At 67.2% G+C, this 20,845-nt stretch carries 9 protein-coding genes; 8 read left to right on the top strand and 1 reads right to left on the bottom strand.

The genetic code is table 11. The features are described 5' to 3' along the window. The first annotated feature begins 25 nt into the window (after positions 1-25). From AB4083_RS05305 to AB4083_RS05295, 3 genes are read left to right on the top strand one after another with little or no spacing between them, the layout of a single operon-like run. The gene (locus tag AB4083_RS05305; RefSeq protein WP_441606837.1) at positions 26-613 is read left to right on the top strand and encodes a hypothetical protein; all 588 of its coding nucleotides are present in this window, start codon (positions 26-28) and stop codon (positions 611-613) included. Beyond that, positions 532-1,296: a response regulator gene (locus tag AB4083_RS05300; protein WP_441606711.1), complete on the top strand. Its 765-nt coding sequence runs from the start codon at positions 532-534 to the stop codon at positions 1,294-1,296. The genes AB4083_RS05305 and AB4083_RS05300 overlap by 82 nt, the downstream gene beginning before the upstream one ends. Beyond that, positions 1,281-2,447, top strand: a complete 1,167-nt coding sequence (locus AB4083_RS05295) for an ATP-binding protein (RefSeq protein WP_441606710.1) — start codon at positions 1,281-1,283, stop codon at positions 2,445-2,447. The genes AB4083_RS05300 and AB4083_RS05295 overlap by 16 nt, the downstream gene beginning before the upstream one ends. Positions 2,448-2,477: 30 nt before the next feature. Here the strand turns inward: AB4083_RS05295 and AB4083_RS05290 are convergent, their stop codons facing one another. Beyond that, positions 2,478-3,506 (bottom strand): sterol desaturase family protein, encoded by a 1,029-nt coding sequence (locus AB4083_RS05290; RefSeq protein ID WP_441606709.1) that lies wholly within the window; start codon positions 3,504-3,506, stop codon positions 2,478-2,480. A gap of 1,092 nt (positions 3,507-4,598) precedes the next feature. Between AB4083_RS05290 and AB4083_RS05285 the strand changes: the two genes are divergently transcribed. The 5 genes from AB4083_RS05285 to AB4083_RS05265 are packed head-to-tail and all read left to right on the top strand — an operon-like array spanning position 4,599 to position 20,819. Continuing rightward, a complete protein-coding gene (locus tag AB4083_RS05285; RefSeq protein ID WP_441606708.1) occupies positions 4,599-4,979 on the top strand; it encodes a hypothetical protein in 381 nt (126 codons plus the stop codon). 12 nt (positions 4,980-4,991) lie between these two features. Beyond that, positions 4,992-5,480: a hypothetical protein gene (locus AB4083_RS05280; RefSeq protein ID WP_441606707.1), complete on the top strand. Its 489-nt coding sequence runs from the start codon at positions 4,992-4,994 to the stop codon at positions 5,478-5,480. 2 nt (positions 5,481-5,482) lie between these two features. Then, positions 5,483-9,124: a hypothetical protein gene (locus tag AB4083_RS05275; RefSeq protein WP_441606706.1), complete on the top strand. Its 3,642-nt coding sequence runs from the start codon at positions 5,483-5,485 to the stop codon at positions 9,122-9,124. Further along, the gene (locus AB4083_RS05270) at positions 9,121-10,542 is read left to right on the top strand and encodes a hypothetical protein (RefSeq protein ID WP_441606705.1); all 1,422 of its coding nucleotides are present in this window, start codon (positions 9,121-9,123) and stop codon (positions 10,540-10,542) included. Before AB4083_RS05275 ends, AB4083_RS05270 begins: the two co-directional genes overlap by 4 nt. A gap of 11 nt (positions 10,543-10,553) precedes the next feature. Further along, positions 10,554-20,819, top strand: coding sequence for a LysM peptidoglycan-binding domain-containing protein (locus AB4083_RS05265; protein ID WP_441606704.1), 10,266 nt, complete (start codon positions 10,554-10,556; stop codon positions 20,817-20,819). Positions 20,820-20,845 lie beyond the last annotated feature (26 nt).

The raw sequence follows: 20,845 nt of genomic DNA, 5'->3' as shown, positions 1-20,845 counted from the left end.
TCCCCTCGTTGAAACTGGATCAGTGATGGATAGCGCCGGGCAACTCCCCGCCCGTGCGCTTGACTGCTCGATCGATTCGGGCGCCGCATGGCTCGCCCTTGGCATCGGATGTGCGCCCGCCATCCGACAGGCTGGTGAATTTATGGAAATTCAACATAAGCCCTTGGATGGAGATTCGATGGATAAAGCGTGGAAGGCTCGTGGATGGACGAGTCGTGCCAGCTCTTCCCTCATGCGCGAGCCGCGCGCGCAGCGCCTCGACCGAATGGGTACTCGCCAAAAAAATATGGCCGCCGGGGAACCCGGCGGCCTAGGGGGGATCCGTCGATGTCGTCAACATCGTTGTTGTTATGCGGGCGCGTGGCTGCGCACGTCCGGCCTGGAATTCACCGGAATCGAAACGGCACGCAGCACGTCGACACATGCAAATTACTGGCGGGAGTGGATGGCGCGTGCAGGTTTTATGGAGATTCGATGGAGATACGCGATATCGATGCGCGCGCTCGTGCAACGCTGGCGCAGGCGCGCCGAATGCGTCACGATAATTTTCTGCAAGACAGACTTGGTCGTTACTCGTGTCGAATCGAAGCTATCGTGGCAAACGCACCTCTGATCCTCATCGTTGAAGACGAGCCGGACATCGCCGACGTGCTCGACAGCTATCTCCGGCGCGACGGCTACCAGACCCAGCGCGCGCAGGATGGCGATCGCGCCCTGCAGCTGCATCAGCAGATGAAGCCGGACCTGGTCCTGCTGGATATCCGCATGCCGGCACCCAACGGCATGGACGTGCTGCGCGAGATACGCCGCGGCTGGGATACGCCGATCATCATGCTGACGGCGCTGGCCGACGACATGGACAAGCTGGTCGCCCTGCATGTGGGCGCGGACGACTACGTGGTGAAGCCGTTCAATCCCAGCGAAGTGGTGGCGCGCGTCAAGGCGGTGCTGCGGCGGCAGCAGGCAGCCAGTCGATCGGCGCGTCCCACCCAGGTCGGGCGCGTGCAGATCGATCACGACGCGCACCTGGTCAGCATCCTGGATGACGACGGACAGGCGCATCCGCTGACCTTGACCCGCACCGAATTCCGCCTGCTGGCCTATATGGCGCGCAACCCCAGGCGCTGTTTCGCGCGGCAGGACCTGATCCAGGCCTGCCTGCCCGAGAGCGATGCGCTGGAGCGCGTGATCGATTCGCATCTGAGCAAGCTGCGCCAGAAACTGCAGCAGGCCGGCGCCGGCTCGTTGATCGAAAGCGTGCGCGGCGTGGGTTATCGGTTATGGCCCGAATCCTGAAATACACCTGGGTACGCCTGGGCATCTACGTCACCCTGGTCATCGCGCTGACGGTGGCCGTGCTGCTGTCCAGCCTGTGGGCGCTGCAGGCGTTGCAGCTGCATGAGTTCCTGGCCAAGCTACCGTTCGAACTGCGCACCGAAATGCTGGCGCTGGACCGTGCCGGCCAGGACGGCAGCCTGCGTGCACTGGAAATCTATGGCCATTACTGGCGAGACGATCCCTGGTACGGCGATGCCGCGGCCGTCGTATTCACGCTGATCATCTGCACCGTGCTGGCCAGCGTGGTGGCCTTCCTGCTTGCCCGCGCGCTGACGCGCCCGATGTCGTCGATGGCCGATGCGGCCATGCGCATCGCCAGCGGCGACCTGGCGGCGCGCGCCGATCGCGTAACGGGCAGCGGCGAACTGGTGGAGCTGGTCGGGCATTTCAACCAGATGGCCGCCTCGCTGGAAGCGCTGGAGCACGAGCGCAAGGAAACCGCGGCAGCCATCGCGCACGAATTGCGCACGCCGTTGGCGATCCTGCAGGGCCGCCTGCATGCCTTGTGCGACGAGGTGATCGAAGGATCGTCCAGCGAATACCAGAAGCTGCTCGGCCAGGTCATCCATCTTGGACGCCTGGTCGAAGACTTGCGCGTGCTGTCGTTGTCGGAGGCGGGGCGGCTGTCGCTGCAATGCGTGTCCTTCGACCTCGCCGCGCTGGTCGAGGAGCATCTGCAGGTCTATGTCGCCCTGGCGCAGCGGCGCGGCATCCGCACCGACCTGCGCACCGAGCCGGCGACGGTGACGGCCGATCCCGATCGGGTCCGCCAGATTCTCTCCAACCTGTTCGACAACGTGCTGCGCTACGCCGCCTCCGGCGGGCTGTTGCGCGTGGCGGTCAGCAAGGACGAGCGCTGGGCCATCCTGCAGGTGCGCGATGCCGGGCCTGGCCTGCCGGAGCGCCTCAAGGCGCGCCTCACGGTGTCGGCTTATCGCGAACGCGCGACGCTGGCGGCAAAGGTCGATGCGCAGGCCGAAGGTTCCGGCCTGGGCCTGGCCATGGTGCGCAGCCTGGTGCAGCAGCATGGCGGCCGCCTGCAGGTGCGCAATGCAGCGACCAGCGGCACGGTGTTCACCATCTCGCTGCCATTGGCCGCGCTGCGCTGAGCGGACTGCGCCGCCCGCTCAACGGCCGGCTCACTCCGCCGGAACCGCTACCGGTTTCGCTGCAGGCATCCCGGCGCCCTGCTGTGCCAGCAGCGCGGCCTTGGCTACTTTCGCGGTGTGATGGTCGCCGTCGTGGCTCCAGCCCGGCGGCATGATCAGGTACAGCAGCTTGTTGTGCAGGCCGGGCGCATGCCACACGTCGCGGCCGAGCAGCCAGAATTCGCCCAGATAAGCATCGAGCACGCTGAAAGGCTTGACCGGGCGGGTGATGCCGTACTCGATCCGGATATCGTCGCGTGCGTCCATGTAGGTGCCGAACGCGCGGTCCCAGATCGGCAGCAGGTTGCAGAAATTCGTGTCCATGTAGAGCACGTTGCGCGCGTGATGGACGCGATGGTGCGAAGGCGTCAGCAGCACGCGATGAAGCGCGCCGAGCTTGCCCTTGGGCAGCACGTTCTCGCCCAGGTGGATCAGCTGCCCCCAGAAGCTGTCGATGATCATGATCAGGATCAGCAGCGGCGGACTCACCCCCAGCAGCATGCAGATGCTGGTGCGTACGAAATCGGCATACGGGCCTTCGAGAAAGATGTGCGCGTAGTTCACCGACAGGTTCATCGCCACCGGCGCGTGATGGGTCGAATGCAGGCACCACAGCAGGCGCACCTTGTGCGCGAGGAAGTGGTAGACGAAATGCGCCAACTCCCACACCACGTAGCCGTAAATCAGTCCGTACCAGGTGAGCCCGGCCTGGAACGGTGCAAAGCGATTGAACAGCCCGATGCAGAAACCGACCATGGCGATGGTGAGGAAGCTGCCGATAAACCGGTTCAGCACCATCACCAGCAGCGGCACCTGATAATCCTCGCGCCGGGTCCGGCGCAGGATCACGCCACGGGCCAATTCGAAGACCAGCAGCAGCGGGATAATCGGGCCGAGCAGCTTGCCGAAGCCGTCGACGGTAAGCAGGGTCTGGTAGTGACCGGACGAGACCAGGTCCAGCCAGGCGCCGAGGCCAAAGAAATCGGCCAGCTGATTGCGGATCCAGCCCAGGATATCCATGCAGCCCCTCGTCGGTGACCACGACCGTGTCGATCGCAGGTCAATTTGTCACGATCCAAATCGACATACAAGCAAGCTCGTCCCAAGCCGTGCGTCCGGCCTCCCTATGCGCGGATACGGGCCTGCCGCGGAATCTCAAATAGCCGCCCGCAGCTTCGTGCCGCATTCGGCACCCGCTTGGAAATAAAGCGTCTTCAGCCGTGACGAGGAATCTCTGGCGTGGCATCAGCGGCACTCCGCATGCCGTAAAAGATTGCGGCCACCGACTGACCGAGCCCTAATCATTTGCGATGCCATGGATTATCGCGAATAAGCCGACAGAGAAACCGCGTGTAACGTCATGGCGCAATGCCGATAACCTAACTGCAATATGAGACGGAAGGTATGAAGTCAGCCTCGCGCAATCCACCTATTAAGCTATATCCATACAGAGCGTTTTCGTTTTCTTCACGCTCCTTCTGCAATGGTCGGCGAGTGATCGGGGAGTAACCGCGCATTTGGGAACCGGTAATTCCAAGCTCACATTCCTGGATATCACTCCAGGCTCAGCGACCGATTGCAGCTACGCAAAAGGCAAGTCCCCGGCCGGTGGAATGCGGCTCGGGACTGCGAACCTTTCGTCATGGAATGTACGTCTGTGAGTTCGCAACAGGGGGCAACATGCATAGATACGAGCGATTCGTTTCGCGCCGGACTGGTCTTCACGGCGCGCATAGTCCGTTGACCTAGAGCAGGCTTTCCGCCGCAAGGCGACGCCGACTGCCCCTGCCGGGGCGGCGCTGTCGCAGTGCGCGCGAATGCGCTCGCGGCCGGACCGTCAACGCGGCCACCCGCTGCAAAACCGTCTTGCGGAATAGCCGTAGGACAGCGTATTCGCGCCGCCGGCGATTAATGCTCCATTAGGCGCCTCGAAAGAGGCGGCGGGCAGCTGTCGCCCTTATTAACAGCCGCACAAAGCGCCATACCGAAGACCGCAGCTAATTTCACCGAATCCGATAACTCTACGCACGTGCTCGCAGCGTTTCCGGCAGCCATGTTCGAGTTCGCGGATATAGGCCCACCGAAGCGTCACGTTAATCCACAGGAGCTGTCATGAACGCCCAGATCAAAGTCACCGATTTCGAAGCCGGCCAGAGCGTCAACACCAAGCTGACGCCCAATTCCAATTGCGTCGCCAGCGCCAGCGGCGATGACAACGACGACACGCAGCTGGCCTTCCAGTACGACAACAACATCAGCTACTGGAGCCCGGCCGTGTCCTCGGGCAGCGACGTGGCGGTGAACGATCGCGACCGCGGCAACACCACGGTGCGCTTCCTCAAGGGCCTGACCGTCACCTACCTGGCGCAGTCCGGCGGCCTGTACACCGTCGTGCTCGACGGCGAGATCAAGGACAGCGGCACCACTTATGTGATGACCGGCAAGACGCTCGGCACCTTCAAGAGCCGCGCGCCGGCCTCGCACAAGCGCTGATCGCAGGTGACGATGCAAGCCGCCTGGAGGATCGCGGGACTCGCCCTCCTCCTGGCGGCTTGCACGCACGAGGCGCCGGGCTGCCTGCCGGCGTCACGGGCGGCTGCGGCCGCGCATCCCGTCGCTGCGGCAGCGGCAGCTCCCGCCAACACCCTCGACCGCACGGTCTGGATCACTCCGGAAATACGCGCCGACACGCATGTCCAGGAAGACACCCAATCGGCCGAGGTCAGCTTCGTCAGCGGCCAGCAGGTCATGCTGACGATCGCGCTGTCGCAGGGCGCCAATAGCGCGACCGCCGATCGCGGCGCTGCCGTGGGCACCGCGCGCATCGACCCCGGCCTGCGCCTGGATTTCCAGATCGCCACGCCGTTGCAAAGCGGCGCCGTCTATCTCGACGGCAATTTTGCGTCCTCGAACCTGCCGAAAGTCCACTTCCAGGGCGCGCTGGCGACCTGGAGTGCGCCGCCGCAAGCGCCCTCACCCGCCACGAAGGAATGACCATGCCCAGCCCGGTGGAGTACCAGCAGATCGGCGGCACCGCGGTCTACGAGATAGCGGCCGCCGGCCAGGTCGCCGGGTGGTCGGGCTACGTCCTCAAAGGCACCAGCCTGCCGCCGACGATCGGCTTCAAGGCCGCTTTCGACAACCAGTCCGGCAGCTATCTGTTCGCCGCCACGCGGCCGGCCGCGCTCGACAGCGATCCGAAGAAATTCGCCGAAGACGCCCTGAAATACTTCGCCACCAACGCGCCCAACGCGCGCGGCGTGGCATGGCTGGCCAGCTCCGCGCCGGCTGCATTCGGTGCGTTCGGCGATTACGGTTTCGCCTTCGTGTGGGACCCGATCCTGAAGCTGTACCAGCTCACCTCGAACCTCAACGCCTCGCTCGGCGCCACGCTCAACTTCTTCGTGCTGCGCAATCTGTATATCCGCGCCGACGAGGCCACGGCCTCGTTCGTGCTGTCGATCAAGCGCGGCGCACAGGACCTGATCGGCTTCCAGCGCGGCCTGCGGCCGGTGGGCATCACGGTCAGTCCGGGCACGCAGCTGGAAGCGCGCATCCCGGTCAGCGGCGTCAACGCCGCCAGTTTCGTGTTCAACGCCGAGATCACGCCGTCGATCGCCTTCGCACCAAGCATGCTTCCGGTCGGCTGCACCTATTTCGTGCGCGCCACGCAGGGCGGTGGCGCCGATACGCGCATCGACTATCCGATCTTCGGCAAGCTGCCCGACAAGCTGTTGACCTGCGGCGTGGTCGATCCCAGCGATCCGTACAACCGCGCGATCAGCGCCACCGCCCTGGCGGCCGGCGCATTGCGCACCGCCTTCGGCCTGCGTCCGTCCACCGCGCTCGCCAGCCAGTTCCGCACCGCGCAGGGCCATGCGCTCGAACTGCTGCCGCTCGGCAGCGATCCGGCGGTGACCGCACTGCCGCTGGCGGCCGGTGCGCTCGCACTGGCCTCGGCATCGCCGGTGCAGGCCGCAACGAAGGACTGCATCGCCTATCTCGCGCCCGCCGGCAGCTTCGGCCTGGTCGCTGGCGCGACGGCGAGCGACGAAGACCTGCTGTGCGGACTGTTCGGCTCCGAGCGCCTGAGCTTTCTCTCCGCGGTCACCGGCGACGCCAGCGGCAATCCGATGCGCTGGCTGCCGTCGCAGCCGGGCTATGCGCCAGTGTTTCCGTTCGCCACGGTCGACCTGGACAATCCATCCAGCGGTTGCGTCAAGCCGCGGCTCGATCCGCGCTATCTCACCTCCTGGATGACGCTGGCCGGCACGCCGCCGGCGCAATACCACGCCGAGCCCGAAGGCGCGCCGCTGTACGGCGCGCCCACCGCCGAAGGCCTGCTCAACACCACGCCGCCGTCGGCGAAGATTTCCGGCGACCCCGCGCACAGCTTCCCGCTGGTGCCCTATGCCGGCGTCAGCACCAGCGCGAGCGTCACCAGCGGGCTGATCACCGGCATGGAAAGCGAGATCATCGCCCCGACCCGGCGCACGCTGATCAACGAAGGCGCCACGCCCACCTGGCAACTGCGTGCCGCCGCGCAGTTGGTCGATCCGGCGCAGACCGTCACCAGCACCACGCCGCAGGGCCTGCTGGTCACCATCGATCCGGCCTCCGGCGCTTACCAGGAGGTCTTGCTGGCGCAGTCGGAGCGCGATGACGGCACGCTGCTGCCGTTTGCCTTCGAGCATCCGACCATCGAGGTGCAGCAGGCACTGCAGACCAACCAGCTGTTCGTGGTGGCGGTCAATCCGGAGCCCTTCGTGCAGGCGCCCGCAGCGTTCGCCAACGTCGCCGATATCGCCGGCTGGACCATGACGGCCAACGTCGGCCGCGGCGCCACGCCCACCTCCTACAAGAACGTGATGATCATGAAGTACTGCGCCGGCAGCCTGGCCGAGCGCGTGACCAATCCCAACCGCTGGACCGACCCGGAAGTGTTCTCGCTGCTGCCGGAAGCGAACTTCTCCGTCTCCGGACGCGCGCCGTCGACCGCGCGGCGCCTGGGCTCGCTGCGCGTCGGCGGCAGCTGCAGGGAGAACGATGCGCTGGCCTATACCGGCCTCTCGCAATGGCTGCAGGACTACATCGCCGAGGCGATCGCGCTGGCCGACGGCAACAGCTCGGCCGCGCCGTTCTACCAGCGCTTCAAGCAGATCGTCACCGATCCCAACTGGAATGGCGTGATCGTGCTGGCCGCGGATCTCGCCGCGGGCGACCTGCCACCGCAGATCCAGGGCCTGGCCGCCGGCATCGACCTGAGCCGCTTCGCCTCGCATCACTTCGGCTTCAATGCCAGCCGGGTGAAGGTGCAGGGCCAGCAGCTCAGCCTGGAAGGGCCGTCGAGCTGGTTCGGCCTGGTCGACTACAGCAACCTGGCCTACGGCCAGGGCGTACTGTCCGGCGCGTCGCCGGAGCTGCCGGTGCCGTTCCCGGTCAGCGGCGACTTCGGCTTCACCGTGCTGGAACTGCGCAGCCTGTTCGAGAACAGCGCGCTGACGCGCTTCGAGAGCCGCATCCAGCTCACCTGCCGCAGCCTGTTCGGCTCGCGCGTGAGCGCGGCGTACCGCAATGGCGAAGGCCTGCCGGAGGCCGCGGTGGTGCTCACCGGCAGCTATATCGCGCAGGGCGACAGCGGCGCGTACGTGTTCGAACAGACCACGCCGAGCATCTTCGCCACCGACAGCAACGTGCTCAGCGCGGTGGCGTTCAACCGCGTGCAGTTCAACACGCTGGGCCCGCGCGACGACGGCGCGAGCATGGCCAGCCGCTTCCTGATCTGGGGCATGTTCGACTTCGTCCAGCTCGACGCCAGCGACGGCTCGCTGCTCGACGTGCTGTCGTTCGGCAGCCTGCCCGGCACCGCGCCGGCGCAACTCGGCCGCGGCCTGGCCTTCTCCAATCTCAGCATCGACATGACGTTCCCGGTCATCACGCCGAACGCCGTGTCGTTCGTGCCGGGCACCGCCAACCTCGCCTACGACGCCAGTGCCAGCCAGTCGCGCGACGACAGCCTGTATCGCGGCTTCGCGCTGCAGCTGAAGAGCTTCGTGCAGATCACCGATGCGCAGACGCCGGCGCAGCTCGGCTTCCTGCCGGTGTCCTCGCCGCTGTCGCTGGAGCGCCTGGCGGCGCCGTGGTACGGCGTGGTCTACGAGGTCACGCTCGGCGGTCCCGGCGCGCTGGCCTCCAACGCCGGCTTCAGTTCGAACATGCTGATCGCGTGGTCGCCCGCCTCCAAGGGTGGCGCCGGCACGCGTTCGCTGTTCATCGGCCTGAGCCTGCCGGGCGCGGCGCCGGGCGCCAAGCTGTTCAGCGTGCAAGGCGTGTTCAAGGTCGCGGTGGGCGCGATCGCACTGTCGCGCCAGCTGGTGCCCGGCACCAACCAGGACCCGCCACCGCCGCCGCGGCATTACTACTGCCTGAGCCTCAACGACATCGCACTGAAGATCTTCGGCATTGCCAAGCTGCCGCCGAGCGCGACCATCCGCTTCTTCCTGTTCGGCGATCCGGGCCGGCCGGGCAGCCTGGGCTGGTACGCGGCATATGTGGCCGACGACGTCAAGTCCGTGTCCGCGCTGCCGTCCGCGGCCCAGCCCGCGGCACTCATCTCCACCGGCGAGGAACGCCCATGACCCGCTGCCTGTTCTGGAACGTCGAGCATTTCGGTCAGAAGCGTTTCTACAACGCGGACGGCGCCACCGACCCGGACGCCGGCATGAGCTGGGCGCTGTCTTCGGCGGCCCGCACGGAGCTGCTCTACCGCGTGATCGAAGCGACCAATCCCGACATCATCGTGATCGTCGAGACCGTGGCGCAATCGACCAAGGGCAGCCGCATGGCGCAACGCATCACCGCACCGGTGGAGCTGCTCACCTGGTTGCGCACCGCGGCGCCGACCGTGATCAGCCCCACCTGGCGCCTGGTACCGCCGCTGGTGCTGGCCGGCCAGCCCGGCAACGTGGGCCAGGAAGCGATCGCCGTGTTCTATCGCGGCGAGACCGGCACCACCAAGCGCTACTTCACCGGCCCGAACATCTGGCCGGGCGGCGTCGACGGCCCCTCGATCCTGCCGGGCACGCGCCCGGCCAAGGCCTACGGGACCAACAAGCGACTGAACCAGAACGTGGATATCAATGCCTTCCTGGTGCCGCCGACCACCACCGCCCGCACCATTCCCGCCGGTGCCCTGCACAACGGCAACGGGACCACCGACGAGAACACGGTGGCGGCGCGCATCCAGCTGCGCCTGCTGACCTCCGGCACGGCCGGCATCAATCTCGACTTCGGCACGGCGCGGCCGCCATTCATGGTCAGCTTCACCGAAGAGGCCAGCGGCGGCGCGCTGCGCAACCTCACCGTGTTCGGCGTGCATGCACCGGCCAATGCGCCGGGCGCGGCCTCGTTCATTACCGACATGTCGACCGCGTTCGAAATCGTCGGCCCGCTGGGCACGAATGAAACCCGCCTGGTCGGCGGCGACTTCAATGCTGGCCTGCTGCAGGACGACGGCTCGCTCAGCACGACGTTCGACCCGCTGACCGTGACCAACAGCTATCGCCAGCTGTTGCGCCCCACGGCGGGAGCGCCAGGCACACCCGCTGCGCTGGAGGCATGGAAAGGCTACTTCGGCACGCATATCAATCCGCTCGACGATCCGCCGCTGGTCAGCAACCAGCAGACCTCGCGCTTCCTGTGGTCCGATGGCGCGACGGCTTCGTACTATCCGCCGTATCGCTATCAGTCCGCGGCCTATTACTCGATCGACAACGTACTGATATGGCCGGTGGACAATCATCGCGACTACCAGACGACGATCATGAATACGGTGCTGTCCTCGCCGCTCTCGGCGGTGCAGCCAGTACCTGCGGGCGCCTCGGCCGGCAGCGTGCCGATCGCCGCCGAGATCGCGCCCATCGTGCCGCTGGTGTGGCCGCAGGCGCCGGACGCCGCCGACTACGATGCCGGCAATGCCACCATGCTGCTGGCCTGGCAACGCTACGGCCATATCGTCAGCACCAGTGATCACTTTGCGCTGTTCACCGACGTTTAGGGGATATCTCGATGGCCAGCACTGCGATCCAGAACCTACAGGCGGCCTTGAAGGCCAGCGTCGATGCCGCGGCGCCGTTCGCGCTCGACGCCGCCTACCTGACCGCCGGCATGGCGGATCCCGCTATCCAGGTGCCCAAGGCGTACGACGCCGATCTCGCCAAGGCTTTCCAGGTGAAGACGGCGGCGGACTTCAAGGTCTCGGCCAAGCCCGGCAGTGTCGGCCCGGTCGCCAACGACAGCTTCATCGTGCAGGGCGTCAGCCTGCCCTTCATCGGGGTGGCCTTGAACGGCACCGGCAAGCTCAGCTTCTCGCTGTCCGCCGATGGCGCCACCCTGGTGGTAGCGATCGAGAGCAAGCCGGCCGGCTGGACCTGGACCACCTCGTTCCCGCGCATGACCGACTGGCAGTTCAAGCTGCTGCCGGTGAGCTCGGCCACCTTCACCTTCCTCAGTTCGAACGGCCCGCGCCAGAGCGCGGCCATCGCCTGCGGCGTACCGCCTTCGGCGACGCCGCTGTTCACCCTGTTCGATCCGATCATCAAGCCGCCGTCCCTGGTGACCCTGCGCGGCGACCTGGACCTGTCGACCTATAACAACCAGACCGTGCTGTTTCCCAGCGGCAACCTGCGCGGCTCGGTGAGCGACGGCAGCTTCTCGCTGATCTACCTGCAGGTGAGCAAGCCGGCGCTCGCGCTCGCGCTGCCGCCACCGGCCAATCCGCAGGGCAAGCAGATCGCCGATACCCAGCAGACCGCGCAGCTATCCATTTCCGCGGAGCTTGCGCTGGACGGCGAAGCTTCGGCCTTCCTGCTCGAAGTGGCGCTGCCGCAGCAGGCCGATGGCCGGGTGCCGTTCCATATCTCGCTGCGCGCGATCACGGGCGGTCCGCAGCTCACGCCATCGACCATGCTCGCGCTGGCGGGCGGTGCGCAGAGCGGCGGCCGCAGCTATCTGTCCTCGGTGCCGCCGGTGCTGCAGCAGTTCATGACCTCGGTCAGCCTGCGCGGACTGGCGCTCGCCGGCATTGTCGGCGCGCCGCCGAAGCTGTCGCGCATCGGGCTGCAGATCGGCAGCGTGCCCGGCATGGCGTGGACGCCGCTGCCGGATGCGCCGACCGGCCTGGATTTCACCTTTACCGCGTTCGCGCTGGACTGGACGCTGATCGATCCGTTCAATGCAGCCACCCGGCAGCAGGCGTTTCAGTTCTCCACCCAGTTCACGCTGGCGCCGAAGATCTTCAAGGGCAAGACGCCGGCCAGCAACGGCGTGTTCACCGTCAGCTTCGGCTCCGACCTGCAGTTCGAGGCGGGCTTTGCCGGCACCGCGGCGCTGCGCGACTTCGTCGACGTGCTGTCCGGCGGCGCGATCACCCTGCCCGACGGCGTCGACGCCAGCGTGTCGGACATCACCGCGACGGTGGACTACCCCGAGCGCAGTTTCAGCTTCGGCAGCGGCTTCGACGTGCAGGTGAGCTTCCTCGAAGTCGGCGGCAAACCCATCCTGGCGATCTCCGACGGCCGCATCGCCCTGGCCGCGATGACGCCGACCCAGGGCGACGCGCAGAACAAGAATGGCGACAAGACGCAATGGCAGGCCAGCATCGGCGGCACGCTGGCGGTGGGTCCGCTCGGCGCCAACGTGCTGGTGGCGTATGACGGCTTCGCGGATCCGGCGTACTGGCTGCTGAAGGCGCGGCTCACCCAGCCGGTGGAAATCAACACGGTCATCCAGCAGTTCTTCGACCCCTACGGCAGCTACGACTTCCCCGACTTCCTGCCCGGCACCTTGCTGCTCAAGACCTTCGCCATCGACGCGAAGCTCGCCAGCAAGGGCGGCAAGCCGCCGACCACCTACGCGATCGACACCACTTTTTCCTGGTTGTTCGACCTGGGCGAGCAGAAGGTCGGCATCGATCCGGCGCATCTGATGATCGCCTACGACGGCGCCAAGCCGGCGAACCAGCAGTTCTCCGGCCTGGCCGAAGGCACCTGGGTCTACACCGCGATCAATCTCGAACTGAAAATGGGCTATCAGTTCCAGCCCACCGCGGAAGGGCCCAACCATATTCTGTACGTCGAATGGGAAGGCTTCCGCGCCAGCTACGAGAGCGGCAAGGAGCAGATCACCTTCTCGCTGAAGGGCTGGACGGTCGGCACCTTGATCCAGGCGCTGGTGCGCACGCTGGGCGACCCTTACTTCACCTTGTCCTCGCCGTGGGACCTGCTCAACCAGATCTCGCTCGACGGCCTGAGCCTGATCGTGTCGCTGAAGTCCGGCGTCAAGAACCGGCTGTCCGCTTCGTACACGCTGTCGAGCCCGCTCAATCTCGGCTTTATCGTAATCAAGGGCCTGATCTTCCGCCGCGATACCGACGGCAAGGTCACCCTGGCCATCGACGGCACGGTGCCCTCGCCTCTGCAGGGGACCATGGGCGACCTGCTCGATCCCGCCAAGGGCCAGGACGTGCAGAACATGCCGCCGGTGCCCGGCGCTGGCGACGAATACTTCAAGCTGTACCTGCTCGCGCTGGGCCAGCGCATCGGCATCACCGGCTACCAGAACTTCGCCACCACGCAGGAAGCGATCCTCGCGCTCGAAGGCGTGCCGAACACCATCGCCAGGCAGAACCCGGTCAACCCGACCGCCAACGATGGTTCGATCCAGAAAGGCATCCCCTATTACGACCCAGCCAACCATTGGCTGATCGCCGGCCATATGGGCGTGCTGAAGATCGCCGGGGTGTGGACGGTCGACGTCAAGGTGGTGTTCAACGATCCGAATCTGTACGGCCTACGCCTGGCGCTCGCCGGCCCGCGCGCCGGCGGACTGGCCGGCCTGGTCGTGGACATTCTGTACAAGAAGATCACCGACGATATCGGCCTGTTCCAGCTGGAATTCACCTTCCCCGATTCGATCCGCAACCTCAATTTCGGCGCGGTCTCGGTGGTGCTGCCGCAGATCGGCATCCAGGTCTACACCAACGGCGATTTCCTGATCGATATCGGCTTCCCGTACAACCTGGATTTCCGCCGCTCGTTCTCGATCTCGGCGATCGTCTACGGCGTGCCGGTGCTCGGCTCCGGCGGCCTGTACTTCGGCAAGCTCAGCGGCGCCACCGCCACCCAGGTGCCGCGCACCGAGCTGGGCACGTTCAATCCGGTGATCGTGTTCGGCCTCGGCCTGCAGCTCGGCCTCGGCTACAACTTCGTCAAGGGACCGCTGCAGGCCGGCTTCGCGCTGACCGTGTTCGGCATCATCGAAGGCGTGATTGCCGCCTGGCATCCGTATTCGCCGGCCAAGTCCGCCAGCCGCGAGCTGGCGCTGGCCGGCCAGGGCAGCCTGCAGGACGAGTACTACTTCAAGATCAGCGGCACCGTCGGCATCATCGGCCTGCTCTACGGCAAGGTGGATTTCGCGATCATCCAGGCTTCGGTGAACGTCAACATCACCTTGTCGCTGAAGATCACCTACGAGTCCTACCGCGCCATCCCGCTGATCGCCACCGCGCGCGTGGACATCAGCCTCAAGGTGAAGATCAACCTCGGGCTGTTCTCCATCTCGATCTCGCTGTCGTTCGCCATGACCGTCACCGCCAGCTTCGTGATCGGCGCCGACAGCAAGGCGCCATGGGACAGCCCCAAGCTCACCGCTGCCGCGCATGCGCGCCGGCGCGAGCTGCTGACCGAAGGCCCCGCGGCGATTCGCGCCCGCGCGCGGCAGCTGCGGCCGCAGCCGCGCCGCCTGGCCGCGCACCTTGCCGCAGCGCTGGACAAGCCGACGCTGCGCCTGGTCACCGCGCCGCAGTACACCGTGCTCGCCGCGGAGAAAGCGACCGATCCGTCGACCCAGCAAGGCGCCTTCGTGTTCCTGTTCGCGATGGATGCGCCCTCGATCGACGGCGCCGCTTCCGGCCAGACCTCGTTCGACATTTTGTGCAATGCGTACTTCCCGTGGCTGGTCGATGCGCTCGGCGGCGATCCGTCCAGGCTCAGCCGCGCGGAACTGGAAACCTTCGTCGCGCGGATGGCGGACCTGGAAGACCCGGCGCTGTCCACCGGCGACCTGCTCGGCTTCCTCGCCGACCGCTTCATCCTGGACATCTCCACCACCCAGGCAAGCACGCAGGCCACGCGCGACGCGCTGGCCGCCGGCGCCATGCTGTTCCCGGTGTTCGACGGCCTCTCTTTGAGCGTGCCCGATCCGAACGGCGGCAGCGGCAGCAAGCCGGTCCCGTTCGAAACCTATGCCACCGCCACCCCGACCTATCGCAAGCAGGTCTCGGACACCTTTGCCAAGGTCGCGGTGCAGATCGGCGAGGAACAGCGCGCCGCGCGCGCCGCCTTCAACGTCGACGCGCCCGAATCGCTGGCCTCGCTGGTGTTCGGCGACACCTTCTCCATCGTCGGCCGCCAGTTGCTGCAGGCCGCGCTCGATGCGCTCGATGCCTATGTCTACAAGCTGAGCAACAGCAGCGCCGCGCCCGATTCGATCGGCTGGATCGTCGACTGGGCCAACCAGCGCGGCAACGACCTGCTGCCGGAAGATGTGGCCCTGCCCAACCAGGACCATCCGCTGACGCTTGCCACCAAGCTGACGCTGGCCGGCTTGAGCAGCACCATCCAGGCCGGCGATACGCTGCGCACGGTGGCCGCGCGCTACTCCGACGCGGCCAATCCCGCGCGCTGGACCACACCGCCGCCGTCGCTGGTGACCGGCAATGGCGACGCACGCGTGCTGCGCGCCGGCGTGCTGCTGAAGCTGACCGACGCCAGCAGCGCCAGCGTCGATTACGTGACCACGCCGGGCGATTCCTTCGCGGCGATCGCCAGGACGCTGGGCATCACGCTCGATGCGCTGTCGACCCAGGCCAACCTGCTGGATGCGGCCGACCTGCTGGCTCCTGCCGCGGCGCTGGCGATTCCTTCGTTCGCCTACACCTGCGCCAGCGGCGATACGCTGGGCAGCATTGCGGCGAAGTTCGCGACCAGCGTGCCGGTGCTGGCCGACAGCAACCTGCAGGTCGCCGGCCTGTTCGCGCTCGATGCCGACGGCGGCGCGCTGTCGCTGGCCAACCTCAGCATGCTGCCGGCCAATGACCTGTGGTCGGCGATCCAGGCCACCGACCAGGTGGCGATGACCGCCGGCATGGTCTCGCGCTTCCTGATGTTCGGCCTGCGCCTGCCCGCGGGCAGCGGGCTGAACCTGTCGGAGCGCTTCCTCTATCGCACCGACCAGGCGGGCTACGGCCTGTACCAGCTCACCGGCCAGCAGTTCCCGACGCCGTCGACGCTGACTGGCGGCAACTACAGCATCGAAGTCGCGCGCGCCGACAAGTCGCACGACGTGCCGCTGGACTTCGTGCAGTTCAACAACGCACCCGGCAAGAACGCCGAGGTGGAACTCACCTCGGCCTGGAACCTGCTGGACGTGGTGGTGACCTGGGCGAAGACCGGTGCCTTCCAGCCCGCGCCCGGTTTCGAAGCGCTGGCACTGGCCGACACGGCGCCGCGCGCGGTCTCGCTCGGCAACCCCGCGCTGTGGTCGACCTCCGGCCGCGCCGCGCTCGGCCGGGTCACCGACCGTGGCCAGGGCCCGGGCAATCCATTGGCGCAGCCGACGTGGTGGTCGCTGCCCGGCGGCTTCGTCGCCGAAACGGCGGCGCGGCAGTCCGCACTGACACCGCTGTTCCCGAGCCTGAGTGAACTGATGCAGCGCATGCCGCGCTATGCGCCGGCGCGGGTGGTCAACTCGGCTTCCGGCGCGGAAAGCACCGTCACGCCGCTGACCAGCTTTGCCTGGGGCACCCGCGTCGACGTGCAGATCAAGCGGATGCCGGCGCAGGCGATCGCCGATGCAGCACCGCAAGGCGAAGGCTCGGTGCCGTCCGGTCCGGCGCTGGCGCCGTCGCTGCCGAATGTCTACGAACTGGTCGCACCGGCCAGCGAAGCCGGCGCGCAACTGGCCGGCATGATGCGCGCGATGGCGGCGCTCGGTCCGTCGCTCACCTCCAGCGTCTCGCTGCTGTATGGCCAGGCCACGGGAGCGGCGGCCGGTTCCGGCGACGCGGTCGAGCTGATCTCGCTCGGCGCGGCCGAATTCCTGTCCTTCGTCACCCAGACCAACCTGTCCACCGAAGCCAATCCGATGACCACCTTCAAGGCGGCGCGGCTGGGCGAGATCGAAGCGCCGCATGGCATCGCCAACTCGCCGTCCGAACTGGCCCGCCTGCTGTGGGAACTGTCGGTGGTGCGCAACGGCGGCTACTACCTGTATTACCGCGTGCTCGATGGCGATGCGGGCCTGCCCGCGGCGCTGTTCGACGCCAACGGCACCGCGACGCTGAGCTTCGTGTTCACGCTGGCAGCCCAGGGCTCCGCGTCGATCGGCGACACGCCGCTGGATTTCGTCAACGGCTTTGTCACCACCGACGACCTCGACCGCCAGCGCGATATCGTCGAACTGGTTGCGCAGCCCGGCGGCAGCAGCAGCCGGCCGCTGGACGGCCAGGCCTCGCTGGCCACGCTGGCGGCGATCTACGGCATCTCGCCGGGCCGCCTCGCCACCGACAATCCAGCCGCCGTGGTCACCGGCGGTGCGCGCCTGACCATCGCCGGCATCCAGCGCCAGCTCGGCCCGGCCGACGTGGTCAATCCGGCGACCACGCTGGAGACGCTGGCGGCGTATTACTCGCAGGGCGCCGCCACGCCGATCACCGCCGCGGACATCGTCAAGCTCAATCCGGGCGTGGCGGTTGCGCTCGGCGCGGTGTTCTACATCCCGACCGTGGAATACGTGGTCGCTGCCAATGCCAAGCCCGGCCAGACATTGGGCTCGATCGCGCGCTACTACGGCCTGTCGCTCGACGCGCTGGCGGTGCTGATCGCCGCCACGCCCAGGCTGCTGGTCGCCGGCACGGTGCTGCAGCTCGATACGCAGGGGCTGGAACCGCGCACCACCATCGGGCCGGCCAATGTCGGCATCGCACTCGAACGCGCCAACCTCGGCCCGCCGACGCTGCCGCCGAACCCGACCCCGGGCGACAAGGAAACCTTCGCGCGCGCCTCGATGTATGCGCTGTACAACACGCTGTCGGCCGGCTTCGCCGCCAATGCGTATTTCAACGTCAGCCCGCTCGGCTTGCCGTTCGGGCCGCAGAACGATGCCGCCGGCGCCGCACCGGCGCATCCGCTGCGCGCCGCCGCGCACCGGCGCGACCGCCTCGCCGCGGCGCTCGAGGACGATTTCCGCTACCGGCAGATGCTCGGCCTGGGTACGTTCGCCAAGGTCAATCCCGCGATCGATGCGCCTTATGCACCGGCCGCGGACAACCCGTATATCGGCGTCGGTACGCCCGCACAGATCGCGCTGCAATGGCAGGACCTGTTCGGCAATACCACCGTCACGCCGTTCACCAGCGTGCCGCCGGGCTACAGCGGCGCCATCAACGGCGCGGCGATTCCGGTGCGCTACCGCGACACGCTGATCAATCCCTCGGGCTGGCCGCAGACGCTGCTGTACTACCGCTACGCGGGCGCTGCCGGCAGTGCGACGCTCGATGTCGAGCTGCAGCTCAGCACGCAGAACTACAGCGGCCAGCTCGACCAGGCCAGGCGCGACCTCGCGCTCTACCAGCTCGTGTACTACCAGCTGCACCAGGACTACTCCAAGCAGAACGTGCCGAACATCACCGGCAATGCGGTCGGCATGCAGCTGACCAACTCGCTGCTGGCCCAGCCGCTGCGCGTGTTGAGCGAGACCGAGGCCGGCCAGATCCGCGGCTTCGTCGCGGCCTGCGCGGCGTATCTGGCTGCGCTGGTCGGCGGCGGCCAGCTACCGGCGCCGCCACAGGCGAAGCTGAGCCTGGCGGTCGATCCGGCCAGCCTCGCTGCCGGCGACCTGATCGAGCTCGATCTCACCCTGAGCCTGGCCCGCCAGCCGCTGCTGGTCGATCCGGATATCGCCGCGCTGCCCGGTGGCCTCAGCGTCGATTGCCCGGTGCTGCCCAAGCCGGATGGCGGCGAGAGCATCGCCTACACCGATTTCGCCAAGCGCTTCGAGAGCGTGTTCCAGGGCGCGAACTGGCGCCTGCGCATCGGCGAAGGCCTGCGTACCCAGAACGACGCCGGCCACAGCAACAGCCGGCAGCTATGGGCGGTGCGCTTCGGCACCGGCGGCATCGCTTACCAGATCGGCGACGCGGCGAGCTACTACGCACCGCGCCCGATCGCGCGCGCCCTGGTCAATCGCTCGGCGACGCTGACGCAGTACCCGAGCGGCGACAGCATCACCTCGGCGTTCACCGGCGTGGACCAGAACCTGTGGTTCCAGAGCGTGCTCGACGCGGTCGATACGTTCCTTTCGGGGCCAACCTCGACCTCCGTCTACGTACTCGACGAACTGCTCGGCGCCGACGATCCGCTGGTCGACGGCTATCTCGGCAAGGTGCTGGCGGCCAAGCAATCGCTGGCCGATTCGATCAGCGCCACGATGGCGCCGATCCTGTCCACCAGCGCGGACGACAGCTCCTCGCTGTGGGCCGCGCAGACCACGCTGCGGCAGCAACTGCTGGCGCAGCTCGGGCCGGCATATGCCGCCGGCGCGACCCTGGTGTTCGGGCTGGACCAGGTCACCGGCGGCAGCGGCGACCTGCCGCCGCGGCTGTACGGTCAGCCGCGCGCGACGCTGGCGGCGAACTCCGCCAACGAGAACTACACCCTGGCCCCCGCGCGCCTGCCGCTCGGCCCGACCACGGTGGACGGCAACACCTACGCGCCGCGGCTGGCCTTCGCGCTGACCACCAAGAACGTCAGCGGGCAGGCCTATATCCCGCTCGACCTGCACTACCAGATCAGCCATATGGAATTCGGCCGCAGTGCCGTGCCGGGCATCGACGGCTATCTGCAGAGCCAGTGGCTGGCCTTCGTCAGCGGTCCGATCGAGAACGCGCTGGGCAGCGGCACCTCGAACGTGCCGGTGCTCAACCGCGCCTTGCCGGTGCCGCCGACGATGACCCTGCAGACCGGCGACAAGCTGCACGACGAGCCGGCCAGCGCCGACCAGCTGCCGCTGTGGACCTACCGCTTCAGCTACGCGGGCGACCAGGCGGCGCAGGACCTGGTGCATGTGACGATCGAACTCAATGCGCCGATCGACAACGTGTTTACCCCGCGCGCCAATGCACTGGACCTGTTCACCGCACTGGCGCAGTTCGTGTCCAGCTATCCGGCGGTAGCGGCCGACATGGCCCTGAGCCTGCCGGCGATCGGTGCCGGCACGGCGGACGAAGCCACGGTCGAGCTGGCCCAGCGCGCGGTCGCGGCATTCCAGCAACAGGTCAGCGCCATCGCCGCCGCGCATGCGGCGGGCGCGCCGAAGGCGCTGGCGATGGGCCTGGTCGAGGCGCCGGCGCGGATCGAGATCACCATGAATACGCGGCTCGACCGCAACGGCCAGGACGAGGCCGTCGCCGAAATCCTCGACCTGCAGATCAACGGCGTCGCCGCCAGCTGGAACGCAAGCGCCGGCACCATCAGCAACGGCCCGATCGTGCTGCCGGCGCCGTGGCTGGAGATTGCGCCGGAGACCTATGCCGCCCAACCGGTCTCGCCGCCGCCCGCCAACGTGGTGATCGCCTATCGCTACCGCGACAGCGAAGGCAACTATCTGTCGTTCGATGCAGCCCGGGCGATCGCCGCGCGCAGCATCGCCATGCAGGGACTCAACGTGCTGATGCACCAGCACGCGTGGTCGTCGCTGCTGGTGGAGCGCAACCGCATCCTCACCCCGATCGAGGACGCCGCGCGCATCAAGACCCGCGACGACTTCGTGTTCCAGACCCCGACCGTGAAGTTCGCCAACCCGCTGGTGCCACGGCTGGATTACACCAGCTTCCCGCTCGACGGCCTGGCGCCGGCCGGTGCGGGCGTGGGCGCCGTGCTCAGCGCGTTCTATGCGGCGCTGTTCACCGGCGGCAACGGCAGCATCGATACCAGCGCGACCATGACCGGTGCCTATTCGTACCGCGTGATTCCGGGCGTGCCGCGCACCGTGCTGCCGATCGGCATGGTGCCGCCGGTGGACACGCCGGTGGCGCCGACGCCGGCACCGGCGTTCGTCACACCGTTCGCCGGGCTGATCGAGCACTGGCTGGCCACCGAGGACCCGACCCGCAAGGGCGACGCGCAGCTCAACTACACGCTGACCCTGTTCGCCACTACCGCCGCACGCCAGCCGCTGCTGGTGGTGAGCGATCTGTGGCGCAGCATGCCGCCGTAAGGCGGCACCGCCGCGCCGCGCTCGTT

The sequence above is a fragment of the Dyella sp. 2RAB6 genome (assembly GCF_052115385.1).
Lineage (GTDB): Bacteria > Pseudomonadota > Gammaproteobacteria > Xanthomonadales > Rhodanobacteraceae > Dyella_D.
This window is presented reverse-complemented; position numbering and strand designations above follow the sequence as displayed.

Excerpts from the sequence above, each read along its gene's own strand:
- AB4083_RS05300 (WP_441606711.1), top strand. The coding sequence starts at position 532 with ATGCGTCACGATAATTTTCTGCAAGACAGACTTGGTCGTTACTCGTGT.
- AB4083_RS05285 (WP_441606708.1), top strand. The coding sequence starts at position 4,599 with ATGAACGCCCAGATCAAAGTCACCGATTTCGAAGCCGGCCAGAGCGTC.
- AB4083_RS05265 (WP_441606704.1), top strand. The coding sequence starts at position 10,554 with ATGGCCAGCACTGCGATCCAGAACCTACAGGCGGCCTTGAAGGCCAGC.
- AB4083_RS05305 (WP_441606837.1), top strand. The coding sequence starts at position 26 with ATGGATAGCGCCGGGCAACTCCCCGCCCGTGCGCTTGACTGCTCGATC.
- AB4083_RS05290 (WP_441606709.1), bottom strand. The coding sequence starts at position 3,506 with ATGGATATCCTGGGCTGGATCCGCAATCAGCTGGCCGATTTCTTTGGC.
- AB4083_RS05280 (WP_441606707.1), top strand. The coding sequence starts at position 4,992 with ATGCAAGCCGCCTGGAGGATCGCGGGACTCGCCCTCCTCCTGGCGGCT.
- AB4083_RS05295 (WP_441606710.1), top strand. The coding sequence starts at position 1,281 with ATGGCCCGAATCCTGAAATACACCTGGGTACGCCTGGGCATCTACGTC.
- AB4083_RS05270 (WP_441606705.1), top strand. The coding sequence starts at position 9,121 with ATGACCCGCTGCCTGTTCTGGAACGTCGAGCATTTCGGTCAGAAGCGT.
- AB4083_RS05275 (WP_441606706.1), top strand. The coding sequence starts at position 5,483 with ATGCCCAGCCCGGTGGAGTACCAGCAGATCGGCGGCACCGCGGTCTAC.